Below are 16,187 nucleotides of genomic sequence, written 5' to 3'. Positions count from 1 at the left end.
CACCTCGGACCCTTTATGACCCTTCGCGACCGTATCCAATCGATCCTTGCCCGCCCGATGGTGAGCAACGCCATTATCGTGGTCATCCTGATCAACGCCGTTGTGCTGGGGATGGAGACGTCCGACCCGCTGATGGCGAATTTCGGCCCGCTGATCGTGGCCATCGACACGGCCTGTCTGGCGGTGTTCGTGGTCGAGTTGCTGGCAAAGATCTATGTCCAGCGCCTGCGTTTTTTCCGCAATGGCTGGAACCTGTTCGATTTCGTCATCGTCGGCATATCGCTGGTGCCGGGCGGGCATTCGCTCAGCGTGCTGCGCGCGCTCAGGGTGCTGCGTCTGCTGCGCGTGATCTCGGTCGCGCCGGCGCTCAGGCGGGTGGTCGAGGGCTTCGTGCGGGCGATCCCCGGCATGGGCTCGGTCATCGTGCTGATGGGGATGATCTTTTACATCTCGGCGGTGCTGGCCACGCAGCTTTTCGGCGCGGGCTTTCCCGAATGGTTCGGGGATCTGGGCGCCTCGACCTATTCGCTGTTCCAGATCATGACGCTGGAAAGTTGGTCGATGGGCATCGTTCGCCCGGTGATGGCGGTCTATCCCTACGCCTGGGCGTTCTTCGTGCCCTTCATCCTGATCACCACCTTCGCGGTGGTGAACCTGCTGGTTGGCCTGATCGTGAATTCGATGCAAGAGGCCCATAACGAGGAAAGCAGCGCGCGCACGGATGAATACCGCGACGAGGTTCTGGTGCGGCTGAAGGCGATCGAGGCGCGGCTTGAGGCGCGCGAAGACAACGATCAGAACCCGAAGCCGTAATCGAACAGCGCAAGGCTGATATCGTCGGGGAAATCGTCGTCGCCGTGCCAGCGGCCCAGCTCCCATATCAGCGCGGTCAGCAACTCGGACCCCTGAAGGCCTGCCAAGCCGCGCAGCATCCGTTCCAGCCCGTCCTGACCCAGCTCAACCCCGTCGCGATTGGGGCATTCGGTAACCCCGTCCGAAACCAGAAGCAGCCGCTCGCCGGGTTTGAGCGTGGTCTCGATCCCCGACCAATGCGCGCTGTCCAGCAGCCCGATGGGCAGGCCGCCGTCGCCCAGCGCGGTGAAACTGCCGTCATTGTGCAAGATCAGCGGATGCGGATGGCCGGCCTGCACCAAGCGCACGCGGCCGTTATTGCGGTCGATTTCGGCATAGATCAGCGTCAGGTAGCGTTCGGTGTCGATCTGCGTCAGCAACATCCGGTTCAGCGCGGCGGCAACCTGCGCCGGGGGGCGGCCGACCGGGCCGAACGGGGTGGCGACGATGGCGATGTTCTGGCCGGGTGAATTACTCGACAGATAGCCCGAAAGCCGGGCGGTCAGCAGCGCCGAGGCGACGCCGTGGCCCGATACATCAAAGGCATAGAAGCCGGTGACGCCCGGCGAAATCTCGAAAAAGCCGACCATATCGCCGCCGACATGTCCCGACGAGCGCAACAGCAGGCTGATGCGGCCTTCGTCATAGACATGTTCGCTTTCGCGCAGCAGCGATTGCTGCAGGCTGCGCGCTTCGCGCAGGTCGCGGTCGAGCGAGTCATAGAGGCTGCGCAGCCGGTCGAGCGTGTCGGTCAGCAGCGCATTGTTGCCCCTGAGCGCCCGCTCCATCGCCAGAACCCGTTCGCCCGCGCTGATCCGCGCGCGCAACTCATCGGCATCGGGCGGCTTGGTAAGGAAATCGTCGGCACCGACATCAAGCGCTTCGGCCACCGCGCCCTTGTCGGATTTCGAGGTCAGCAGGATGAAATACACATACCGATCCGAGGGCAGGGCACGAAGCGCGCGGCAGAATTCGATACCCGTCATGCCGGGCATCACCCAGTCCGACAGCACCAGATCGATATCGACGCGCGCACAAAGATCCAGCGCTTCGGCGCCCGTCGAGGCATGCAGGATTGTCAGGTCTTGATCCCGCAGGGCGGTTTCGAGCACCATCCTCTGAGCGCGCGAATCATCCACGATTAGCACGTTGCGTATTGCCCGGCTGGCTGTGGACAGGCCGCCGGATACATCCGAAGACGCATCGACAGACGTGCCGATTGACCGCGATTGGGTCGATGAAGTGGCGAATGCGGACAATTGGCACCCAAGGTTTCGGTTGCGGCCACGGTGGGATGTAATACTTAACAAGTGTTGAAAGGTTGAATTGTTTTCATCGTCTGTCTGGCGTTAGGCTTTCGCACAGACAGTGCGTTAATTATCGGATCAGCAGGAAGGAGAGACCATTATGGTCACTGCCATGATCGACTGGGCCCAGGTTGACGAACTGCGCTCTGATATGGGCGACGCCTTTGGCGATGTCGTGAAGGTCTTCATGCAGGAAGTCGAAGAGGCGCTTGCGACGCTGTCTTCCGAAGCCGATGCCGGAACGTTGAAGGAAACGCTGCATTTTCTCAAAGGGGCCGCGCTGAATCTCGGCTTCAGCCAGTTCGCCGCGACCTGCGCCACAGCGGAAAAAGACGCTGCGGCAGGACAGGTCGACGGGATCGACCCGGATGCGATCCGCGCGCTCTATGCGGAATCGGAAAAGGAATTCCGCATCGGGCTGGCCAAGCGCGCGGCCTGACCGCCCGCTACAGCAGGAAGTTCGCCAGCGTTTCGTCCACCGTGACATCGCGGTAATCGAACCCGGCGGCGTCCATCCGGCGAAACAGCGCGTCGATATTTTCGGCCCGCGCGGTTTCCACGCCGATCAGCACCGAGCCGAAATTGCGCGCGGATTTCTTCAGGTATTCGAAGCGGGCGATGTCGTCCTCGGGGCCGAGGATCTCGAGAAAGTCGCGCAACGCGCCCGGACGCTGGGGCAGGCGCAGGATGAAGTACTTCTTCGTCCCGGCAAAACGCATGGCGCGTTCGCGGACCTCGGGCAGGCGCTCGAAGTCGAAATTCCCGCCCGATGTCAGGCAGACCACGGTCTTGCCGGCGATCTGATCGGCCAGATCGGGCAGGCAGTCGACCGACAGCGCGCCCGCCGGTTCCAGCACGATGCCTTCGACATTGAGCATCTCCAGCATGGTGATGCAGATCCGGTCTTCGGGCGCCAGAAGCACCTGCGCGGGGTCGATATCGGCCAGCGCGGCAAAGGGGCGCGCACCGATGCGGGCAACCGCGGCGCCATCCACAAAGCTGTCGACGCGCGGCAGCGTCACCGGTTCCCCCGCCTGAAGCGCCGCCGTAAGGCTGGCCCCGCCCGACGGTTCGATGAAGCGGAAATCGGGCGCTGTTCCCAGCGCGTTGAAATAGCGCCGCACGCCCGAGGACAGGCCGCCTCCGCCCACCGGCAGGACGATCATGTCGGGCGCATGGCCCATCTGGTCCATGATCTCGACGCCGACGCTGGCCTGACCTTCGATCACGTCGTCATCGTCGAAGGGCGACAGGAAATGGCCGTTCACCTCGGCGCAGAAGGCCTGTGCGGCGGCGAGAGACTGGTCGAAATAGTCCCCGGTCAGACGGATTTCGACCTGATCGCCGCCGAAGGTGCGGGTCTTGTCGATCTTCTGCTTAGGTGTCGTCACCGGCATGAAGATCACGCCGCGCTTGCCGAAATGGCGGCAGGCAAAGGCCACGCCCTGCGCATGGTTCCCGGCCGAGGCGCAGACGAAGGTTTCATGCGCGGGGTTCTGTTCCAGCACCCGCCGCATCGCATTGACCGCGCCCCGGATCTTGTAGCTGCGCACCGGCGTCAGGTCTTCGCGCTTGAGCCAGATATCGGCACCGAAGCGCTTCGAGAGATGGTCGTTGCGCTGCAGCGGCGTCGGGTCGAACAGGGACCGGAGGCTGTCGGCGGCTTGGCGGGCTGAGGTCAGGATATCGCGCATACCGCGTCCATACTTCGGTTGGCGCCGCATTGGGAGGACAGAATCGCGCAGGGCGGCATTGTTTGCATGACGCTTCTGGATCGGTGTTGTATCACGGCGCTGACCGGCTCGGGGATCTTGCGATGCGCGTCGTCTTGTTTCTTTCGCTTACCTTTCTTGCCGCCTGCGCGGTGAGGGCGCAGGTCGATTACGTCGACGCGCCGGGCGGCAGCGTCCCGGGTGCGACGTTGCGCACGATCCTTGTGGGCACGACGCGCGGCCCCGACACCGAGCAAAGTGTGCCGGGAACCGAGCGGGCCGAAGCCATAAGCTATGGCCGCTATGTTGTGTCGATCCCCGATGACCGCGAATCCGGCGAGATCCCGCGCCAGAGGACGCGCCAGCAGGCCGACCCGCGCGAACATTTCATGCTGGCCGGGAACGAGACGCTGAGCGCCCCGGCGTTCCGCGCGGCGCTGCAAGCCGAGATCGCGCAGGAACTCGTCTCTGAGCGCGAGGCAGTGGTCTTCGTCCACGGCTTCAACAACGCCTTCATCGAGGGCGTCTATCGCACCGCGCAGCTGGATTACGACCTGCAGATGCCCGGCGTGATGCTGCATTACTCGTGGCCCTCTCTGGGGGCGCCGCTGGCTTATGTGCATGACCGCGACAGCGCGCTTTTCGCGCGCGACGGACTGATGGAGATGCTGCATCAGATCCGGGACTCGGGCGTGACGCGGATCACCGTTCTGGCGCATTCGATGGGGTCGCAACTGACGATGGAGACGCTGCGCCAGATGGCGCTGATGCGCGATCCGGTGCTGCGCAATGTCGAGGGCGTGATCCTGCTGTCGCCCGATATCGATGTCGAGCTGTTCCGCTCGCAGGTGCACGCGATGGGGCGTCTGCCCGAACTTTTCGTCATCGTGACCTCGCAGCGCGACCGGATCCTGAACCTTTCGGCCAGCATGACGGGCGAGGCGGCGCGTCTGGGCAATATGGCCGATCCGAGCGCGGTGGCCGATCTGGACCTGACGGTTGTCGATGTCAGCGCCTTCGGGCGCGGGGCGGGGCATTTCACTATGGGCTCCTCGCCCGAGCTGAACCGCCTGCTGGCACAGATGAATGCCTCGCTCGAAGACGAAGTTTCGGGTCGGGTGCCTTTGCTACCGGCGGCGTTCCTGACCCTGCAGAATACCGGGCAGGTGATCCTGACACCGTTCAACGAGATTCAGGACGATCTGACCGGGGCCGGAACCGGAACGGGCCGTCCCGCCGTGCTGCCGTGGTGGTTGCGGCGGATGGTGATGGACGAAGAGCCCGACGCGGATGGGTCTGCCACAGAGGCCCAGACGGCGGAAGAGCGTTAACGCCGCCGGCGCAGATAGACGTAATACGCGCCGGTCCCGCCATGGCTGCGATGCGCCTCGCGGGTTTCCAGCACCAGCGGCCCGAGCGGCGCCGCGCGCAGCCATTGCGGCACTTCGTGTTTCAGAACGCCCTGCCGCACGGGCATCGGCGCCGCGTGATCGGGGCCCGCCTTGCGCCCCTTGCCGGTGATCACCAGCACCAGCCGCAATCCGCGCGCATGGGCGCTCATCACGAAACCCAGAAGCGCGGTATGCGCCTGCGCGACGGTCATGCCGTGCAGGTCGATTCGCGCCTCGGGCTCGAGCTTGCCGCGCGACATCGAGCGATGAAGGTTGCGGTCCATGCGCACCGGCTCGCGCGCCAGCCGGTCGCCGACACTTTCGGCCAGATCGACGCGCGTCCTGGGGTGGCTATGGGGCTGTGTCTTGGGAAAGCTCATGCGACCGGGGATCGGCGCGGGCGCCGGGGTCGAGGTCTGAGGCCCGGCAGGCGCGCGCGGATCGGGGACCGGGCCGTCGCGCAGATCGGGTTTCGCCGGGTCCGACGAGGGATGCAGCCGGTTGGCGCTGCGCGCCACCCTGTGCCACAATTCGCGCTCGTCTTCCGTCAGACGCCGGCGGGGCATGAGATACCCTCCGGTTGGGGATCAGTCGCCGGTTGCGACCAGTCGCCAGTTCGGGTTGTCCGAGCCCATCACGCGGGCAAAGGTCCAGTTGTCGCGCTGCTGCTTGATCTGGTTCGGGTCGCCTTCGACCGGATTGCCGTCGCGGTCATAGACCACCTGCGTCAATTCGCCCACGAAGCGGATGGTGATTTCGGCCTCGCGGCTGGTGGGATCGAAGCGTGCCGAAGAAATGCCGATCTCGCGCAGGCCGACGAAATTGGCCTCGACCTTCAGGCCCTCACGCTCGCGCAACTGGACCACTTCGTCGAAACTTTCGAACACGTCGCGCGACAGGAACGGCACCAGATCGTCCAGCTCGCCGCGCTCGAACCCCATGAGGATCATCTCGTAGGCGCCGCGCGCACCGCCCAGAAATTCCGACACGCTGAACGACGGCTCGATGCGTTTCATCGCGGCAAGCGCCACGGCGGCGTCCGAACTGGCGGGAACGTGATCGGTAATATCGTGATCTTCGCCGCCTTCGATCACCTCGAAGCCACGCTGGGACGCCTGACCTTGCGGTGCCGGGCCTGCCATCGGCTCGGGCGGACGCTCGTAGCCGTCGCGGGTGCCAAGCACATTACGCAGCTTCAGGATCAGGAAAACCGCAATACCGGCGAGAACGAGTAGTTGTATCACTGCGGAATCCATCATGTCCTCGGGGCGTGGCTCGGGCTTGGTTTCACTCAATCGTTGACTATGTAGGGTGCGTGACGCCCCGTGTCTACCGCAGGCGGGGTATGCATTGTCGAAAGGAATCGTCTTGCCCGCCTTGTTGGTCTTCGTCCTGATGCCGCTCATCGAGATCGCGCTCTTCATCGCCGTCGGCGGAGCGATCGGTGTCGGGGCCACGCTTGCGCTGATCGTTCTCAGCGCGCTTCTGGGCGCCGCCGTCCTGCGCGGACAGCAGGCGCGCGCGGTGGCGATGATGCAAGGGGGACTGCGGGTGCAGCCCGGCACCTTTCTGGCGCAGGGCGCGTTCAGCGTGGTTTCGGGCATTCTGCTGATCCTGCCCGGCTTTCTGACCGATACGATTGGGCTGATCCTGCTGATCCCGCCGCTGCAACGCGCCATCGTGCGGGGCATCGGCGCGCGCACGACGGTGGTCAGCACCACGACCTACCGGCAGGGCGACGTGGTGGACGGCGAGTTTACCGTGCACGAACCACGCCGCGACCCGCTCGATCCCGACCGCCGGATCGACGATCACCGCCCTTGATTGTGGCCGTGATCATTGCAGCGCCTGATGCGCTTTGTCGCAGCTTGGCGTGTGGGTAAGGTCCAGCGCCATTGAGGCAGGGGAAAGCACCTGCTAGAACCGCCGCGACACATGACCGATGCAGGAGAGTTTCATGGCCGAAAGTGGCAACGGCGCGACGCCGCAGCCTGGCGCCCCGACGGGCGCACAGCCCGGCGGGCAGCCGCAGGTGAAGTTCCAGGTTCTGGCGCAATTCGTGCGCGACCTGTCGTTCGAGAACGCGGTCGTCCGCGGTGACGGCGTTCTGCCGCCGGGCCAGCCCGACATTCAGGTGCAGGTCAGCCTCGACGCCAAGAAGCGCGACACCGATGGCCATTACGAAGTCATCTCGAAATACAAGATCGAGTCGAAACACAAGGAAACCGGCAAGGTCCTGTATCTTGTCGAGCTGGAATACGGCGGCATTTTCCTGATCGACGGTCTCCCGCAGGACCAGATGCATCCGTTCCTGCTGATCGAATGCCCGCGCATCGTCTTCCCCTTTGCGCGCCGCATCATTTCGGATGTGACCCGCGACGGCGGCTTCCCGCCGCTGAACCTCGACATGATCGACTTCATGGGTATGTACCGCCAGCAGCTGGCGCGTCAGGCCCAGTCGGGCGCGCCCGAAGGCACGAAGATTTCCTGATCTGAACGCCGGATTGACCCTTTGAAGCGGCCGGGCCCCCTGGGTCCGGCCGTTTTCTGTGGGGCGGTTGCCGTTGAGAGGTTGTTAACACCTTCGGCGCAGGCTTGGTCGCATGGAAAGTGCCGATTCCGACCTGACCGATGCTGACGCCCCACCGGCAGACCCCGACGGGGAGCCGCCCGCGCGCGCCGCGCGAAACGGTGACCGGCAAGCCCGTGTGGGAATCCTGCGCAACCCCAATGCGCCGCCGCGTCCGCCGCCGCGCCGGGCTTCGCTGACCGGGCGCTGGCCCCTACTGCGTAGCAAACGACGCCCGCCCGGTCGTCGGGGGAAGGGGGCGGACCTGGTCGATCCTCCGATCCTCGCTGACAACGACGAAAGCAATCAATCCATCGCGCGCGCGGTCCGCAGGGCCGAGAATGGGCGCGTTCAGTCCATCGATATCGACAGACTGATGGACTCGGTCGCCGGGATCGGCCGGGACGGGCCGACCCGCACCCCCTATTCGGCCATCGCGCTGGGCAGGGGGGACGCGGACGACCCCTCAGCCGCTCCCCGCAAGCCCGCCGTTCTGACCGCCGCAGCGTGGATCGAGGATGAGGACGGTGATGAAGACGACGACCCGCTGGGGGACGCGTTCAGCCAAGCCCTGAGCGACGGATCGCCCTGGCCTGAGCAAGAGGGAGACGGCGACGCAACGGACGGCCCGCAATCCCCCGATGCGCGGGCCGGTCGCCGCCGATGGTCGGGTCTGTTGGTATGGCTCGCCAGCCTTCTTGTGGCGGTTGGAGCGGTCTATTTTCTGACCCTTTAGCTGCTTTGGCCGGGAAGCGGGTCTGCAGACATGCATGTTGTATGGGAAAAGCGTGCTCGCGACGGGGGCGGGAAAACCATGGCGGCGTCCGTTTCGATGTGACGACGGCGGCTAAGATCATGGAATGTAACAGGAAGACCCAAGGTCTTCTTGTGCTCTGACAGCGATAATTGATGGCCGTTACCTGACGAGCAGGTCGATCCGAACGCACTGCTCCAACGGACCCGCATTGACCCACCAAACCCGCCAACGCAGTCAGCCGACGGCGGGCAGAGTCACCTCGACGATCAGGCCGGGCCTGTTATCCCTGAGCGCAACGCGTCCGTTATGCTTTTCGGCAATCGCCCGAACCAGCGCCAGTCCCAGACCGTTGCCCGGCTTAGACCGGCTGGGGTCGAGCCGGTGGAAGGGTTCGAAGACCCGCTCCATCGACGCTGCCGGAATACCCGGCCCGGTATCGGCCACCGTGAAGCGAACCTGTCCGTCCGCATGGCCCAGCCGGACTGTGATCCGGTTGCCATCCGGGCCATGCGTGACCGCGTTCTGCAAAAGGTTCACCACCATCTGCTGCAGCATCTGGCTGTCACCCATGACCGCGTAAGCCGCCCCGGCCTCGGTGTCGAAAGACAGGCTCTGTCCTTCATCCTCGGCGATCAGCGCGAAGGTCTCGACCAGTTCCGCGATCAGGGCCTGCAAATCGACCCGGGTGTTCAGATGCGCTTCGCCAGCAGCCTCGATCCGCGACAATTGCAGATACGAATCGAAGATGACGCGCATAGTCTCAAGCTCGTCCTGTGTATCGGTCAGCGCGTCGGACGGGTCGTCGCCGTGATCCACCATCTCCATGGCTTTGCCCAGCGAAAGATAGGCGCGGCCCAGCGGCGATTTCAGATCATGAGCAGCAGCGGCGGCGGTGTTGCGCGTCGTGGCGATCATCCGCGACAGACGGTCGAGATGCAGGTTCATCTGCCGGGCGATCCGGTCGATCTGCGTCGTGCCGCCGTTTTCAGAGATCCGCACCGCCGTGTCGCCCTCGCTGGTTTTCGACAGGGCCATTTCGATGTCCCGCAATCGCCGCAGGCTCTTGCTGCTCAGGAAATAACCGACCGAGAGCATAGTGAGAACGATCAGGAACCCGCTCAGCGTCAAGGTGCGGAAGACAAGGATTTTCGTATGATAGAGCAGGTCCAGCCGCTGCCCGACGACCAGAATGTTGTCGCCCAGCGGACCGGAGAAATAGACGTAATCGCGGGTCACGTCGTCCGGCGAGGCGGCGGCGTGGTCGAGCGGGCCGACCTGCAGGCCATCGGCCTCGGGGCGGGTCATAATGTTCCCGGCGATGAAGCGGTCCGACGTTCCGAACAGCGCCGCCGCGTGATGCGCGCTCGCGCCCACCCGCGACAGGTCCGTGATCGTGGTGACAATGGTCTCTTCACCGTCGCTGGCATGTTCGGCGGCGATGATGTCCCAGCGCTGCTGCACATCGTCGCCCAGCTCGTCTATCAGGCTGCGCTCGACATAGAACAGCGTGATCCAGCCAAACAGCAAAAGCAGGACCACGAACGCAAAGGCCGAGCGCAAAACCGCCGAGAACGCGGCCCCCGAAAGGATGTCACCGCGGTCCATGCATCGAATACCCGGTATTGCGAATCGTATGGATCAGCGGCGTGTCGTACGGCTTGTCGATCTTGGCGCGCAACCGGCTCATATGCGTTTCGACCACGGTGGTGTTGGGTTCGAAATTGAAGTTCCAGACCCGTTCGAGAAGCAGGGTGCGCGTCACCACCCGGCCCGAATTGCGCATCAGGATCTCGAGGATGCTGAACTCTTTGTTGTGCAATTCGATCATTTTACCCTGACGCGTCGCGGTGCGTGCCAGCAGGTCGAGCGTCAGGTCATGCACGGTCAGGGTGGAGTCGACGCTCGTTTCGGTCCTGCGCCGGGCGATGGCGTCGATGCGGGCCACCAGCTCCGAGAAATGGAACGGTTTCGTCAGGTAATCGTCGCTGCCCGCCGCCAGCCCTTCGACGCGGTCATCGACCTGCCCCAGCGCGGTCAGGAACAGAACGGGCAGGGACTTTTTCGACGCCCTGAGCGCCCTGAGGACCGACAGCCCGTCCATGCCGGGCAGCATCCGGTCGAGGATCGCCAGATCGCAGTCATTGTACAGACAATAGCTGAGCGCATCCCGGCCATCGGCAACGTGATCAACGGAATGGCCGAGTTCCGAAAGACCGGCGACGATGTAGTCGGCCACTTTGGCGTCGTCTTCCGCGAGCATGATTTTCATCGGGTGCGTCTCCTTGCCGTCATGTAACGAGAATCGCCCCCGCAGTGCCAGCGAAACAGCTTTCTTTGCACGGAAGTAAGGTTCGCGCGAAACAGGGGCGATGGCGCGCGCCTAGCGTGCCGCTGTGCCCGACAGACTCTCACGGGCCCATGGGAGCTATTCCAATGCAGACTTATCCAACCTCACCTATGCCCCCGGTCGGGGATCGGGCGGGTTTCAGACATCTCAGACTGGTCGGAGTCATTCTGGCCGTGATCGGCGCGCTGGCCATCCTGTTGCCGACGCTTGCCACCTTCGAGGCCGAGCTGCTCGTCGCGTGGATGCTGACCGTCTGGGGGGCCGCCGGCCTGTGGTTTTCGTGGGCGATCCGGCCCGCACCGGAATCGCGCTATGGCTTCGCGGGCTTCGGTATTCTGTTTGTGGTCGGTGTCGCGTTCATTCTGTTTCCGCTCGCAGGGATCGCCACGCTGACGGTCCTGATGATGGTGTCGTTCCTGATGGAAGGCATCCTGTCGATCCTGTTCGGGTTGCGCAGCAGCGCGAAGGTATCGAATTGGGGATGGCTGGTGTTCAGTGGGCTGTGTTCCTTTGCGGCGGGTGTCGTGGTGCTGTTCGGCTGGCCATGGACCGCAAGCTGGACGCTGGGCCTCATGATGGGTTTGAATTTTCTGTCGACCGGGCTGTCGCTTGTGATGCTGGACCGTCGGCAAAGCGCGCTACGCTGACGCGGCAAGATGCGAGGGGACGCCGCTGATGATCGTCAATTTCGAAACCCATGCCTCGAATGAGCGGACGTTTCTGGCATGGGTGCGCACCGCTGTCGCCATCGTCGGCTTCGGCCTTGCGGCGGCCCGGCTGGGCGAGCGCCCGGTGCCGCAATGGTCGACCTATCTTCTGTTCGCGGCGGGCGGCGCGGTCGTGACGATTGCCTGGCTGCGGATGCGGCATGTGCGCAAGCGGATCGACATTGCGCAGCGGCTGCCCGATGACGATGGCCCGGCCGAGGTCTTTTTGCTGTTGCTGGTGATGGCACTGTTCGTCCTGCTGGGCAGTTTCGCCGTTCATGTCGCGCCGTGAATTGCGCGTCGATAAGCCTTCGAAATCATGGTGCGGCGGGATTTGCCGCATCGCCAAGAACGCTTCTGCGGCGAGGTCAGCTCATCACACTGGTCATCGGCTATCGTATCGGTTTTTATGGACCGGACGCCCCGGGTCTTGCCGTCGATCCGACACTCGTCCAGCGGCTGACGCGGTCGGGGCCGGACGGCGGGCATGCCGCCCGAACGCGCCCCGAAAGATCAACAGGCGGAAGACAGCAGGACGAACAGAGATGAGATTTCGGCACGTTTCCAAAGTCATGCTGTTGGCGGGCTGTCTTGCCTTGGCGGCCTGCAACGGGACAGGGGACACGTTCCTGTTGCCTGCCGGACCGATCGCGGCGGCGCAACGGCTTGAGCTTTTCAAGATCCTCGGCTGGACGCTGATCGCGATCCTGCCGGTCTTCGTGTTGGTGCCGATCTTTCTGTGGCGCTATCGCTACCGCAACGGCAAGGCGCGCTATACGCCCGATTGGGACAGGTCGTCGGTGCTCGAAATCCTGATGTGGGGTGTGCCGCTCGTCATCGTGACGATCCTGTCGGTGCAGCTATACCGCACGACCCACGCGCTTGACCCGTTCAAGCCGATTGAGTCCGATAATCCGCCTCTGCGGGTTCAGGTGGTCGGCCTCGACTGGAAATGGCTGTTCATCTATCCCGATCTGGGCATCGCGACGGTCAATGAGCTGGCCTTCCCCGCGCAGACCTCGGTCGCGCTGGACCTGACGACCGATACGGTGATGCAATCCTTTCTGATCTCGGCGCTGGCGGGACAGATCTATGCCATGCCGGGGATGCGCACGCGGCTGCACATCCTTGCCGACGCGCCCGGCGAGTTCGAAGGCGAGAACACGCAGTTCAACGGCACCGGTTTTCCGGATCAGAGGTTCAACGCCATCGCCATGACGCCCGAGGCGTTCGACACTTGGGTCGCGCAGGTCCGCTCGGACGGTCAGGCGCTGACCTCAGACAGCTATGCCGTGGTCGCCGAAGCCTCGACCGGGGTGCAGGCGCAGCAGCGGATGGGCGGCGAAGATCAGCCCGAGGGAGTGCTGCATTTCTCATCGGTCGAGGACGATCTCTTCGGGACCATCCTGCACCGCTACACGCGCGGAACCGCCGTGCCGCCATCCGCCCAGCCCGGCGCGACAGGCTATGACCCGCAGGCTGCCACAGGGGGGCAAAGCCAATGACCGACGCGATTTTCGGCCGCCTCGGCCTGTCCTCTCTGGCCCTGTGGCGGGCTTTCGAAAACCCCGATCTCAGCGAGCTGATCGCGGCGGGCGCCGCCATGGCGGTGATCGTCGGCGGGCTTGTCACGGTGGTGTTGCTGACGTGGTTCCGGCTCTGGGGTCCGCTGTGGCGCAACTGGCTGACCAGCGTCGATCACAAGCGGATCGGCATCATGTATTGCGCGCTGGCACTGATCATGCTGGCGCGTGGCGTGATCGAAGGGGCGCTGATGCGGACCCAGCAGGCGTTCGGCCTGCATGGCGGGTTCCTGTCGCCGGACCATTTTTCCGAGCTGTTCAGCACCCATGGCACGATCATGATCTTCTTCGTGGCGATGCCCTTCATCGCCGGGGTGATCAATTATGTGATGCCGCTGCAGATCGGCGCGCGGGACATGGCCTTTCCGGTGATGAACCAGATCAGCCTAGGCCTGACCGCGACGGGCGCCGCGCTGGTGATGATCAGCCTTGTGCTGGGCAAGTTCTCGACCGGCGGCTGGGCCAATTACCCACCGTATACCGGTGCGGATTTCCAGCCGGGGCCGGGGCCCGATTACTGGATCTGGTCCATCGTGCTGGCCGGGATCGGCACCACGCTGTCGGGCATCAATTTCGCCGTCACGATCTACAAGGAGCGCGCGCCGGGGATGCATTTCCTGCGCATGCCGATCTTCTGCTGGACCGTGATCTGCACCTCGATCATCATGATCTTTGCGCTGCCGCCGCTGACCGTGGCCGCGCTGATGCTGGCCGCCGACCGTTATCTCGAGTTCCACTTCTTCACGAACGATCTCGGCGGGAACATGATGAATTACGTCAACCTGTTCTGGCTGTTCGGCCATCCTGAGGTCTATCTGCTGGTCATCCCGGCCTATGGCATGTTTTCCGAGGTCATTTCGACCTTCTCGGGCAAGCGGATCTACGGCTACATGTCGATGGTCTATGCCACCATGTCGATTGCCGTCCTCAGCTTCTGCGTCTGGCTGCACCATTTCTTCACCATGGGGCAAAGCGCCAATATCAACGCGGCATTCGGCATCGCCTCGATGGCCATCGCCGTGCCGACGGGGATCAAGGTCTATAACTGGATGGCCACGATCTTTCGCGGGCGGGTCCGCATGACGGTGCCGATGATTTATGCGACTGGGTTCTTCTATCTGTTTGTGATCGGCGGGCTGACCGGCGTCATGCTGGCCAACCCGGTGATCAGCTATCAGGTGCACAACACCCTGTTCCTGGTGGCGCATTTCCACAATGTCATCATTCCCGGCGTGCTGTTCGGGCTGCTGGCGGGCTATCACTACTGGTTCCCAAAGGCGTTCGGCTTCCGCCTGCACGAAGGCTGGGGCCGGGCGGCGGCGCTGCTCTGGATCGTCGGGTTCTCCTTTACCTTCCTGCCGCTCTACTGGCTGGGACTGCAGGGGATGCCGCGCCGGTCCGCGTCGTTCAGCGATCCGTCGTTTCAGCCGATGCTGTGGCTGGCGTTGTTTGGCGCGGCGTTGATCGTGTCGGCGCTGACCTGCCTTGCGATCCAGCTTTGGGTCAGCATCCGCAACCGGGCCCAACTGGCCGCGCCGCTGGGCGATCCGTGGAACGGGCGGGCGCTGGAATGGTCGATCCCCTCGCCGCCGCCCGCCTACAATTTCGCCATGGTGCCGCAGGTCATGGCGCGCGACGATTTCGCCGAGGCCAAGGCCGACGGCCGCGCCTATGCCGAGCCCGAGGCCTACGAAGACATCGAGATGCCCAATAACACCGCCATCGGCATGATCGTCTGCGTCTTCGGCACGCTGCTGGGGCTGGCTCTGGTGTTCTGGATCTGGTGGCTGGCTGTGCTGTCGCTGGCGGTGATGCTGCTGGCGCTGATCGGGCGCACCTTCCGGCTGAACGTCACGCATGTCATCCCCGCCGCCCAGATCGCCGCCGAGCATCGCGCGTGGCTCGCCAAGGTGAAAGCCGCCCCGGCGGTGGACCGGCTTGAGGAAACGCATGCGCGCAATCTGGGCCGTGCCGTTCTGGAACGACCCATCGGATCCGAGGCCGCGCAATGAGCACATCCAACATCCATCCCGGTCTCAATCTGGGTGCGCGGCACGGCGAGGCCCATGTGGGCGCCGAAACGATCGTCTTCGGGTTCTGGATCTTCCTGATGAGCGATCTGGTGATCTTCGGGCTGGTCTTTGCCTCGTATCTCACGGTCGCCAACCCGATGGGGATGGCGGGCGGTCCCGGCCCGGCAGAGGCGTTCGACCTGCGCAGCATCTTTGCCCAGACCATGATCCTGCTCACCAGCAGCCTGACCTTCGGCTTCTCGACGCTGGCGATGCGGCACGAACGGGGCCGGGCGGCGATTGCGGGCTGGCTGGGCGTGACGCTGCTTCTGGGCCTTGGCTTTCTGACGCTGGAACTGCGCGACTTCGCTCACATGATCGACGTGGGCGCGGTGCCTCAGCGCAGCGGCTTCTGGTCGGCTTTCTGGGGCCTTGTGCCGCTGCACGGGTTTCACGTGGCCGTGGGCTGTCTGTGGATCATGGTGATGCTGGTGCAAATGGCGCTGATGGGGCTGGTACCGGTCGTCAAGACGCGGCTGCTCAGGCTTGGCCTGTTCTGGCACTTCCTCGACCTGATCTGGGTCGCGATCTTCTCCATCGTTTATCTCGGAGGGCTGATGCCATGAGCGATCCGGACCACCGCCGCGAAGCGCGCCTGTATCTTGCTGGATTCGGGCTGGCCCTGACGCTGACGCTTGTTCCCTTCGGACTGGTTTCGTGGGGGCTGATGCAGGGCAGGGCGCTGGCGATCACGATTGCGGTTCTCGCCGTGGCGCAGATCGTCGTGCATCTGCGGTTCTTCCTGCATATCGACCTGTCGCGTCAGAAACGCGAGGATCTGCAACTGATCCTGTTCACCGTCCTGCTGCTGGCGATCATGGCCTTCGGCACGCTCTGGATCATGGGCAACCTCGCCACCCGGATGTAGGCCGCCCCTCGGCCCTTGAGCC

The 16,187-nt window shown here is 64.0% G+C and carries 18 protein-coding genes; 12 read left to right on the top strand and 6 right to left on the bottom strand.

Translation table 11 applies throughout. The annotated features are described in order from the left end of the window. Nucleotides 1-15: 15 nt before the first annotated feature. The gene (locus JI664_RS09310; protein ID WP_207013458.1) at nt 16-813 is read left to right on the top strand and encodes an ion transporter; all 798 of its coding nucleotides are present in this window, start codon (nt 16-18) and stop codon (nt 811-813) included. Here JI664_RS09310 and JI664_RS09305 read toward each other — a convergent pair. After that, the gene (locus JI664_RS09305; RefSeq protein ID WP_349768704.1) at nt 795-1,991 is read right to left on the bottom strand and encodes a PP2C family protein-serine/threonine phosphatase; all 1,197 of its coding nucleotides are present in this window, start codon (nt 1,989-1,991) and stop codon (nt 795-797) included. The two genes, JI664_RS09310 and JI664_RS09305, sit on opposite strands and share 19 nt — an antisense overlap. Nucleotides 1,992-2,259: 268 nt before the next feature. On the opposite strand from JI664_RS09305, the gene JI664_RS09300 reads away from it, so the two are divergent. Next, nucleotides 2,260-2,598: an Hpt domain-containing protein gene (locus tag JI664_RS09300; RefSeq protein ID WP_286173989.1), complete on the top strand. Its 339-nt coding sequence runs from the start codon at nt 2,260-2,262 to the stop codon at nt 2,596-2,598. Nucleotides 2,599-2,605: 7 nt separating this feature from the next. Here JI664_RS09300 and ilvA read toward each other — a convergent pair whose 3' ends face one another. Continuing rightward, the gene (gene ilvA / locus JI664_RS09295) at nt 2,606-3,853 is read right to left on the bottom strand and encodes a threonine ammonia-lyase IlvA (RefSeq protein WP_207013457.1); all 1,248 of its coding nucleotides are present in this window, start codon (nt 3,851-3,853) and stop codon (nt 2,606-2,608) included. Nucleotides 3,854-3,975: 122 nt separating this feature from the next. On the opposite strand from ilvA, the gene JI664_RS09290 reads away from it, so the two are divergent. Next, entirely contained in the window at nt 3,976-5,202 is a 1,227-nt protein-coding gene (locus JI664_RS09290) for an alpha/beta hydrolase (protein WP_207013456.1), read from the top strand. Here the strand turns inward: JI664_RS09290 and JI664_RS09285 are convergent. Continuing rightward, on the bottom strand, nt 5,199-5,828 hold the full coding sequence (locus JI664_RS09285; protein WP_207013454.1) for a Smr/MutS family protein: 630 nt from the start codon (nt 5,826-5,828) through the stop codon (nt 5,199-5,201). The genes JI664_RS09290 and JI664_RS09285 overlap by 4 nt on opposite strands. A 21-nt stretch (nt 5,829-5,849) precedes the next feature. Then, nucleotides 5,850-6,518, bottom strand: coding sequence for a Tim44/TimA family putative adaptor protein (locus JI664_RS09280; protein ID WP_207013450.1), 669 nt, complete (start codon nt 6,516-6,518; stop codon nt 5,850-5,852). Between the two features lie 112 nt (nt 6,519-6,630). Between JI664_RS09280 and JI664_RS09275 the strand changes: the two genes are divergently transcribed. From JI664_RS09275 to JI664_RS09265, 3 genes are all read left to right on the top strand, one after another. Further along, a complete protein-coding gene (locus JI664_RS09275; RefSeq protein WP_207013448.1) occupies nt 6,631-7,086 on the top strand; it encodes an FxsA family protein in 456 nt (151 codons plus the stop codon). Nucleotides 7,087-7,219: 133 nt separating this feature from the next. Continuing rightward, nucleotides 7,220-7,753, top strand: a complete 534-nt coding sequence (gene secB / locus JI664_RS09270; RefSeq protein ID WP_286173988.1) for a protein-export chaperone SecB — start codon at nt 7,220-7,222, stop codon at nt 7,751-7,753. Nucleotides 7,754-7,865: 112 nt separating this feature from the next. Next, the gene (locus JI664_RS09265) at nt 7,866-8,567 is read left to right on the top strand and encodes a hypothetical protein (RefSeq protein WP_207013446.1); all 702 of its coding nucleotides are present in this window, start codon (nt 7,866-7,868) and stop codon (nt 8,565-8,567) included. A gap of 255 nt (nt 8,568-8,822) precedes the next feature. Here JI664_RS09265 and JI664_RS09260 read toward each other — a convergent pair whose 3' ends face one another. Continuing rightward, a complete protein-coding gene (locus JI664_RS09260; protein WP_207013444.1) occupies nt 8,823-10,193 on the bottom strand; it encodes a sensor histidine kinase in 1,371 nt (456 codons plus the stop codon). Further along, entirely contained in the window at nt 10,180-10,857 is a 678-nt protein-coding gene (locus JI664_RS09255) for a response regulator transcription factor (RefSeq protein WP_207013443.1), read from the bottom strand. The genes JI664_RS09260 and JI664_RS09255 overlap by 14 nt, the downstream gene beginning before the upstream one ends. A gap of 164 nt (nt 10,858-11,021) precedes the next feature. Here JI664_RS09255 and JI664_RS09250 point away from each other — a divergent pair, with 164 nt between their 5' ends. The 6 genes from JI664_RS09250 (at nt 11,022) to cyoD (ending at nt 16,165) form a co-directional block, all read left to right on the top strand. After that, nucleotides 11,022-11,582, top strand: coding sequence for an HdeD family acid-resistance protein (locus tag JI664_RS09250; protein ID WP_207013441.1), 561 nt, complete (start codon nt 11,022-11,024; stop codon nt 11,580-11,582). A 28-nt stretch (nt 11,583-11,610) separates the two neighbouring features. Then, nucleotides 11,611-11,934, top strand: coding sequence for a YidH family protein (locus tag JI664_RS09245; RefSeq protein ID WP_207013440.1), 324 nt, complete (start codon nt 11,611-11,613; stop codon nt 11,932-11,934). Nucleotides 11,935-12,187: 253 nt separating this feature from the next. Further along, nucleotides 12,188-13,147 (top strand): cytochrome ubiquinol oxidase subunit II, encoded by a 960-nt coding sequence (locus tag JI664_RS09240; protein WP_207013439.1) that lies wholly within the window; start codon nt 12,188-12,190, stop codon nt 13,145-13,147. Then, complete coding sequence (locus JI664_RS09235; protein WP_207013437.1) at nt 13,144-15,237, top strand: cbb3-type cytochrome c oxidase subunit I; 2,094 nt, start codon at nt 13,144-13,146, stop codon at nt 15,235-15,237. The genes JI664_RS09240 and JI664_RS09235 overlap by 4 nt, the downstream gene beginning before the upstream one ends. Continuing rightward, the gene (locus JI664_RS09230; RefSeq protein ID WP_207013435.1) at nt 15,234-15,863 is read left to right on the top strand and encodes a cytochrome c oxidase subunit 3; all 630 of its coding nucleotides are present in this window, start codon (nt 15,234-15,236) and stop codon (nt 15,861-15,863) included. Before JI664_RS09235 ends, JI664_RS09230 begins: the two co-directional genes overlap by 4 nt. Beyond that, entirely contained in the window at nt 15,860-16,165 is a 306-nt protein-coding gene (gene cyoD / locus JI664_RS09225; protein WP_207013434.1) for a cytochrome o ubiquinol oxidase subunit IV, read from the top strand. Before JI664_RS09230 ends, cyoD begins: the two co-directional genes overlap by 4 nt. The last annotated feature ends 22 nt before the right edge of the window (nt 16,166-16,187 follow it).

Source organism: Rhodobacter sp. NTK016B, from assembly GCF_017303295.1.
GTDB lineage: Bacteria > Pseudomonadota > Alphaproteobacteria > Rhodobacterales > Rhodobacteraceae > Pararhodobacter.
This window is presented reverse-complemented; position numbering and strand designations above follow the sequence as displayed.

What these genes read in the sequence shown, in the direction of transcription:
- JI664_RS09235 (WP_207013437.1), top strand. Translation starts at nt 13,144, where the DNA reads ATGACCGACGCGATTTTCGGCCGCCTCGGCCTGTCCTCTCTGGCCCTG.
- secB (WP_286173988.1), top strand. Translation starts at nt 7,220, where the DNA reads ATGGCCGAAAGTGGCAACGGCGCGACGCCGCAGCCTGGCGCCCCGACG.
- JI664_RS09265 (WP_207013446.1), top strand. Translation starts at nt 7,866, where the DNA reads ATGGAAAGTGCCGATTCCGACCTGACCGATGCTGACGCCCCACCGGCA.
- JI664_RS09230 (WP_207013435.1), top strand. Translation starts at nt 15,234, where the DNA reads ATGAGCACATCCAACATCCATCCCGGTCTCAATCTGGGTGCGCGGCAC.
- JI664_RS09310 (WP_207013458.1), top strand. Translation starts at nt 16, where the DNA reads ATGACCCTTCGCGACCGTATCCAATCGATCCTTGCCCGCCCGATGGTG.
- JI664_RS09280 (WP_207013450.1), bottom strand. Translation starts at nt 6,518, where the DNA reads ATGGATTCCGCAGTGATACAACTACTCGTTCTCGCCGGTATTGCGGTT.
- cyoD (WP_207013434.1), top strand. Translation starts at nt 15,860, where the DNA reads ATGAGCGATCCGGACCACCGCCGCGAAGCGCGCCTGTATCTTGCTGGA.
- JI664_RS09255 (WP_207013443.1), bottom strand. Translation starts at nt 10,857, where the DNA reads ATGAAAATCATGCTCGCGGAAGACGACGCCAAAGTGGCCGACTACATC.
- JI664_RS09290 (WP_207013456.1), top strand. Translation starts at nt 3,976, where the DNA reads ATGCGCGTCGTCTTGTTTCTTTCGCTTACCTTTCTTGCCGCCTGCGCG.
- JI664_RS09250 (WP_207013441.1), top strand. Translation starts at nt 11,022, where the DNA reads ATGCAGACTTATCCAACCTCACCTATGCCCCCGGTCGGGGATCGGGCG.
- ilvA (WP_207013457.1), bottom strand. Translation starts at nt 3,853, where the DNA reads ATGCGCGATATCCTGACCTCAGCCCGCCAAGCCGCCGACAGCCTCCGG.
- JI664_RS09260 (WP_207013444.1), bottom strand. Translation starts at nt 10,193, where the DNA reads ATGGACCGCGGTGACATCCTTTCGGGGGCCGCGTTCTCGGCGGTTTTG.
- JI664_RS09285 (WP_207013454.1), bottom strand. Translation starts at nt 5,828, where the DNA reads ATGCCCCGCCGGCGTCTGACGGAAGACGAGCGCGAATTGTGGCACAGG.
- JI664_RS09300 (WP_286173989.1), top strand. Translation starts at nt 2,260, where the DNA reads ATGGTCACTGCCATGATCGACTGGGCCCAGGTTGACGAACTGCGCTCT.
- JI664_RS09240 (WP_207013439.1), top strand. Translation starts at nt 12,188, where the DNA reads ATGAGATTTCGGCACGTTTCCAAAGTCATGCTGTTGGCGGGCTGTCTT.
- JI664_RS09245 (WP_207013440.1), top strand. Translation starts at nt 11,611, where the DNA reads ATGATCGTCAATTTCGAAACCCATGCCTCGAATGAGCGGACGTTTCTG.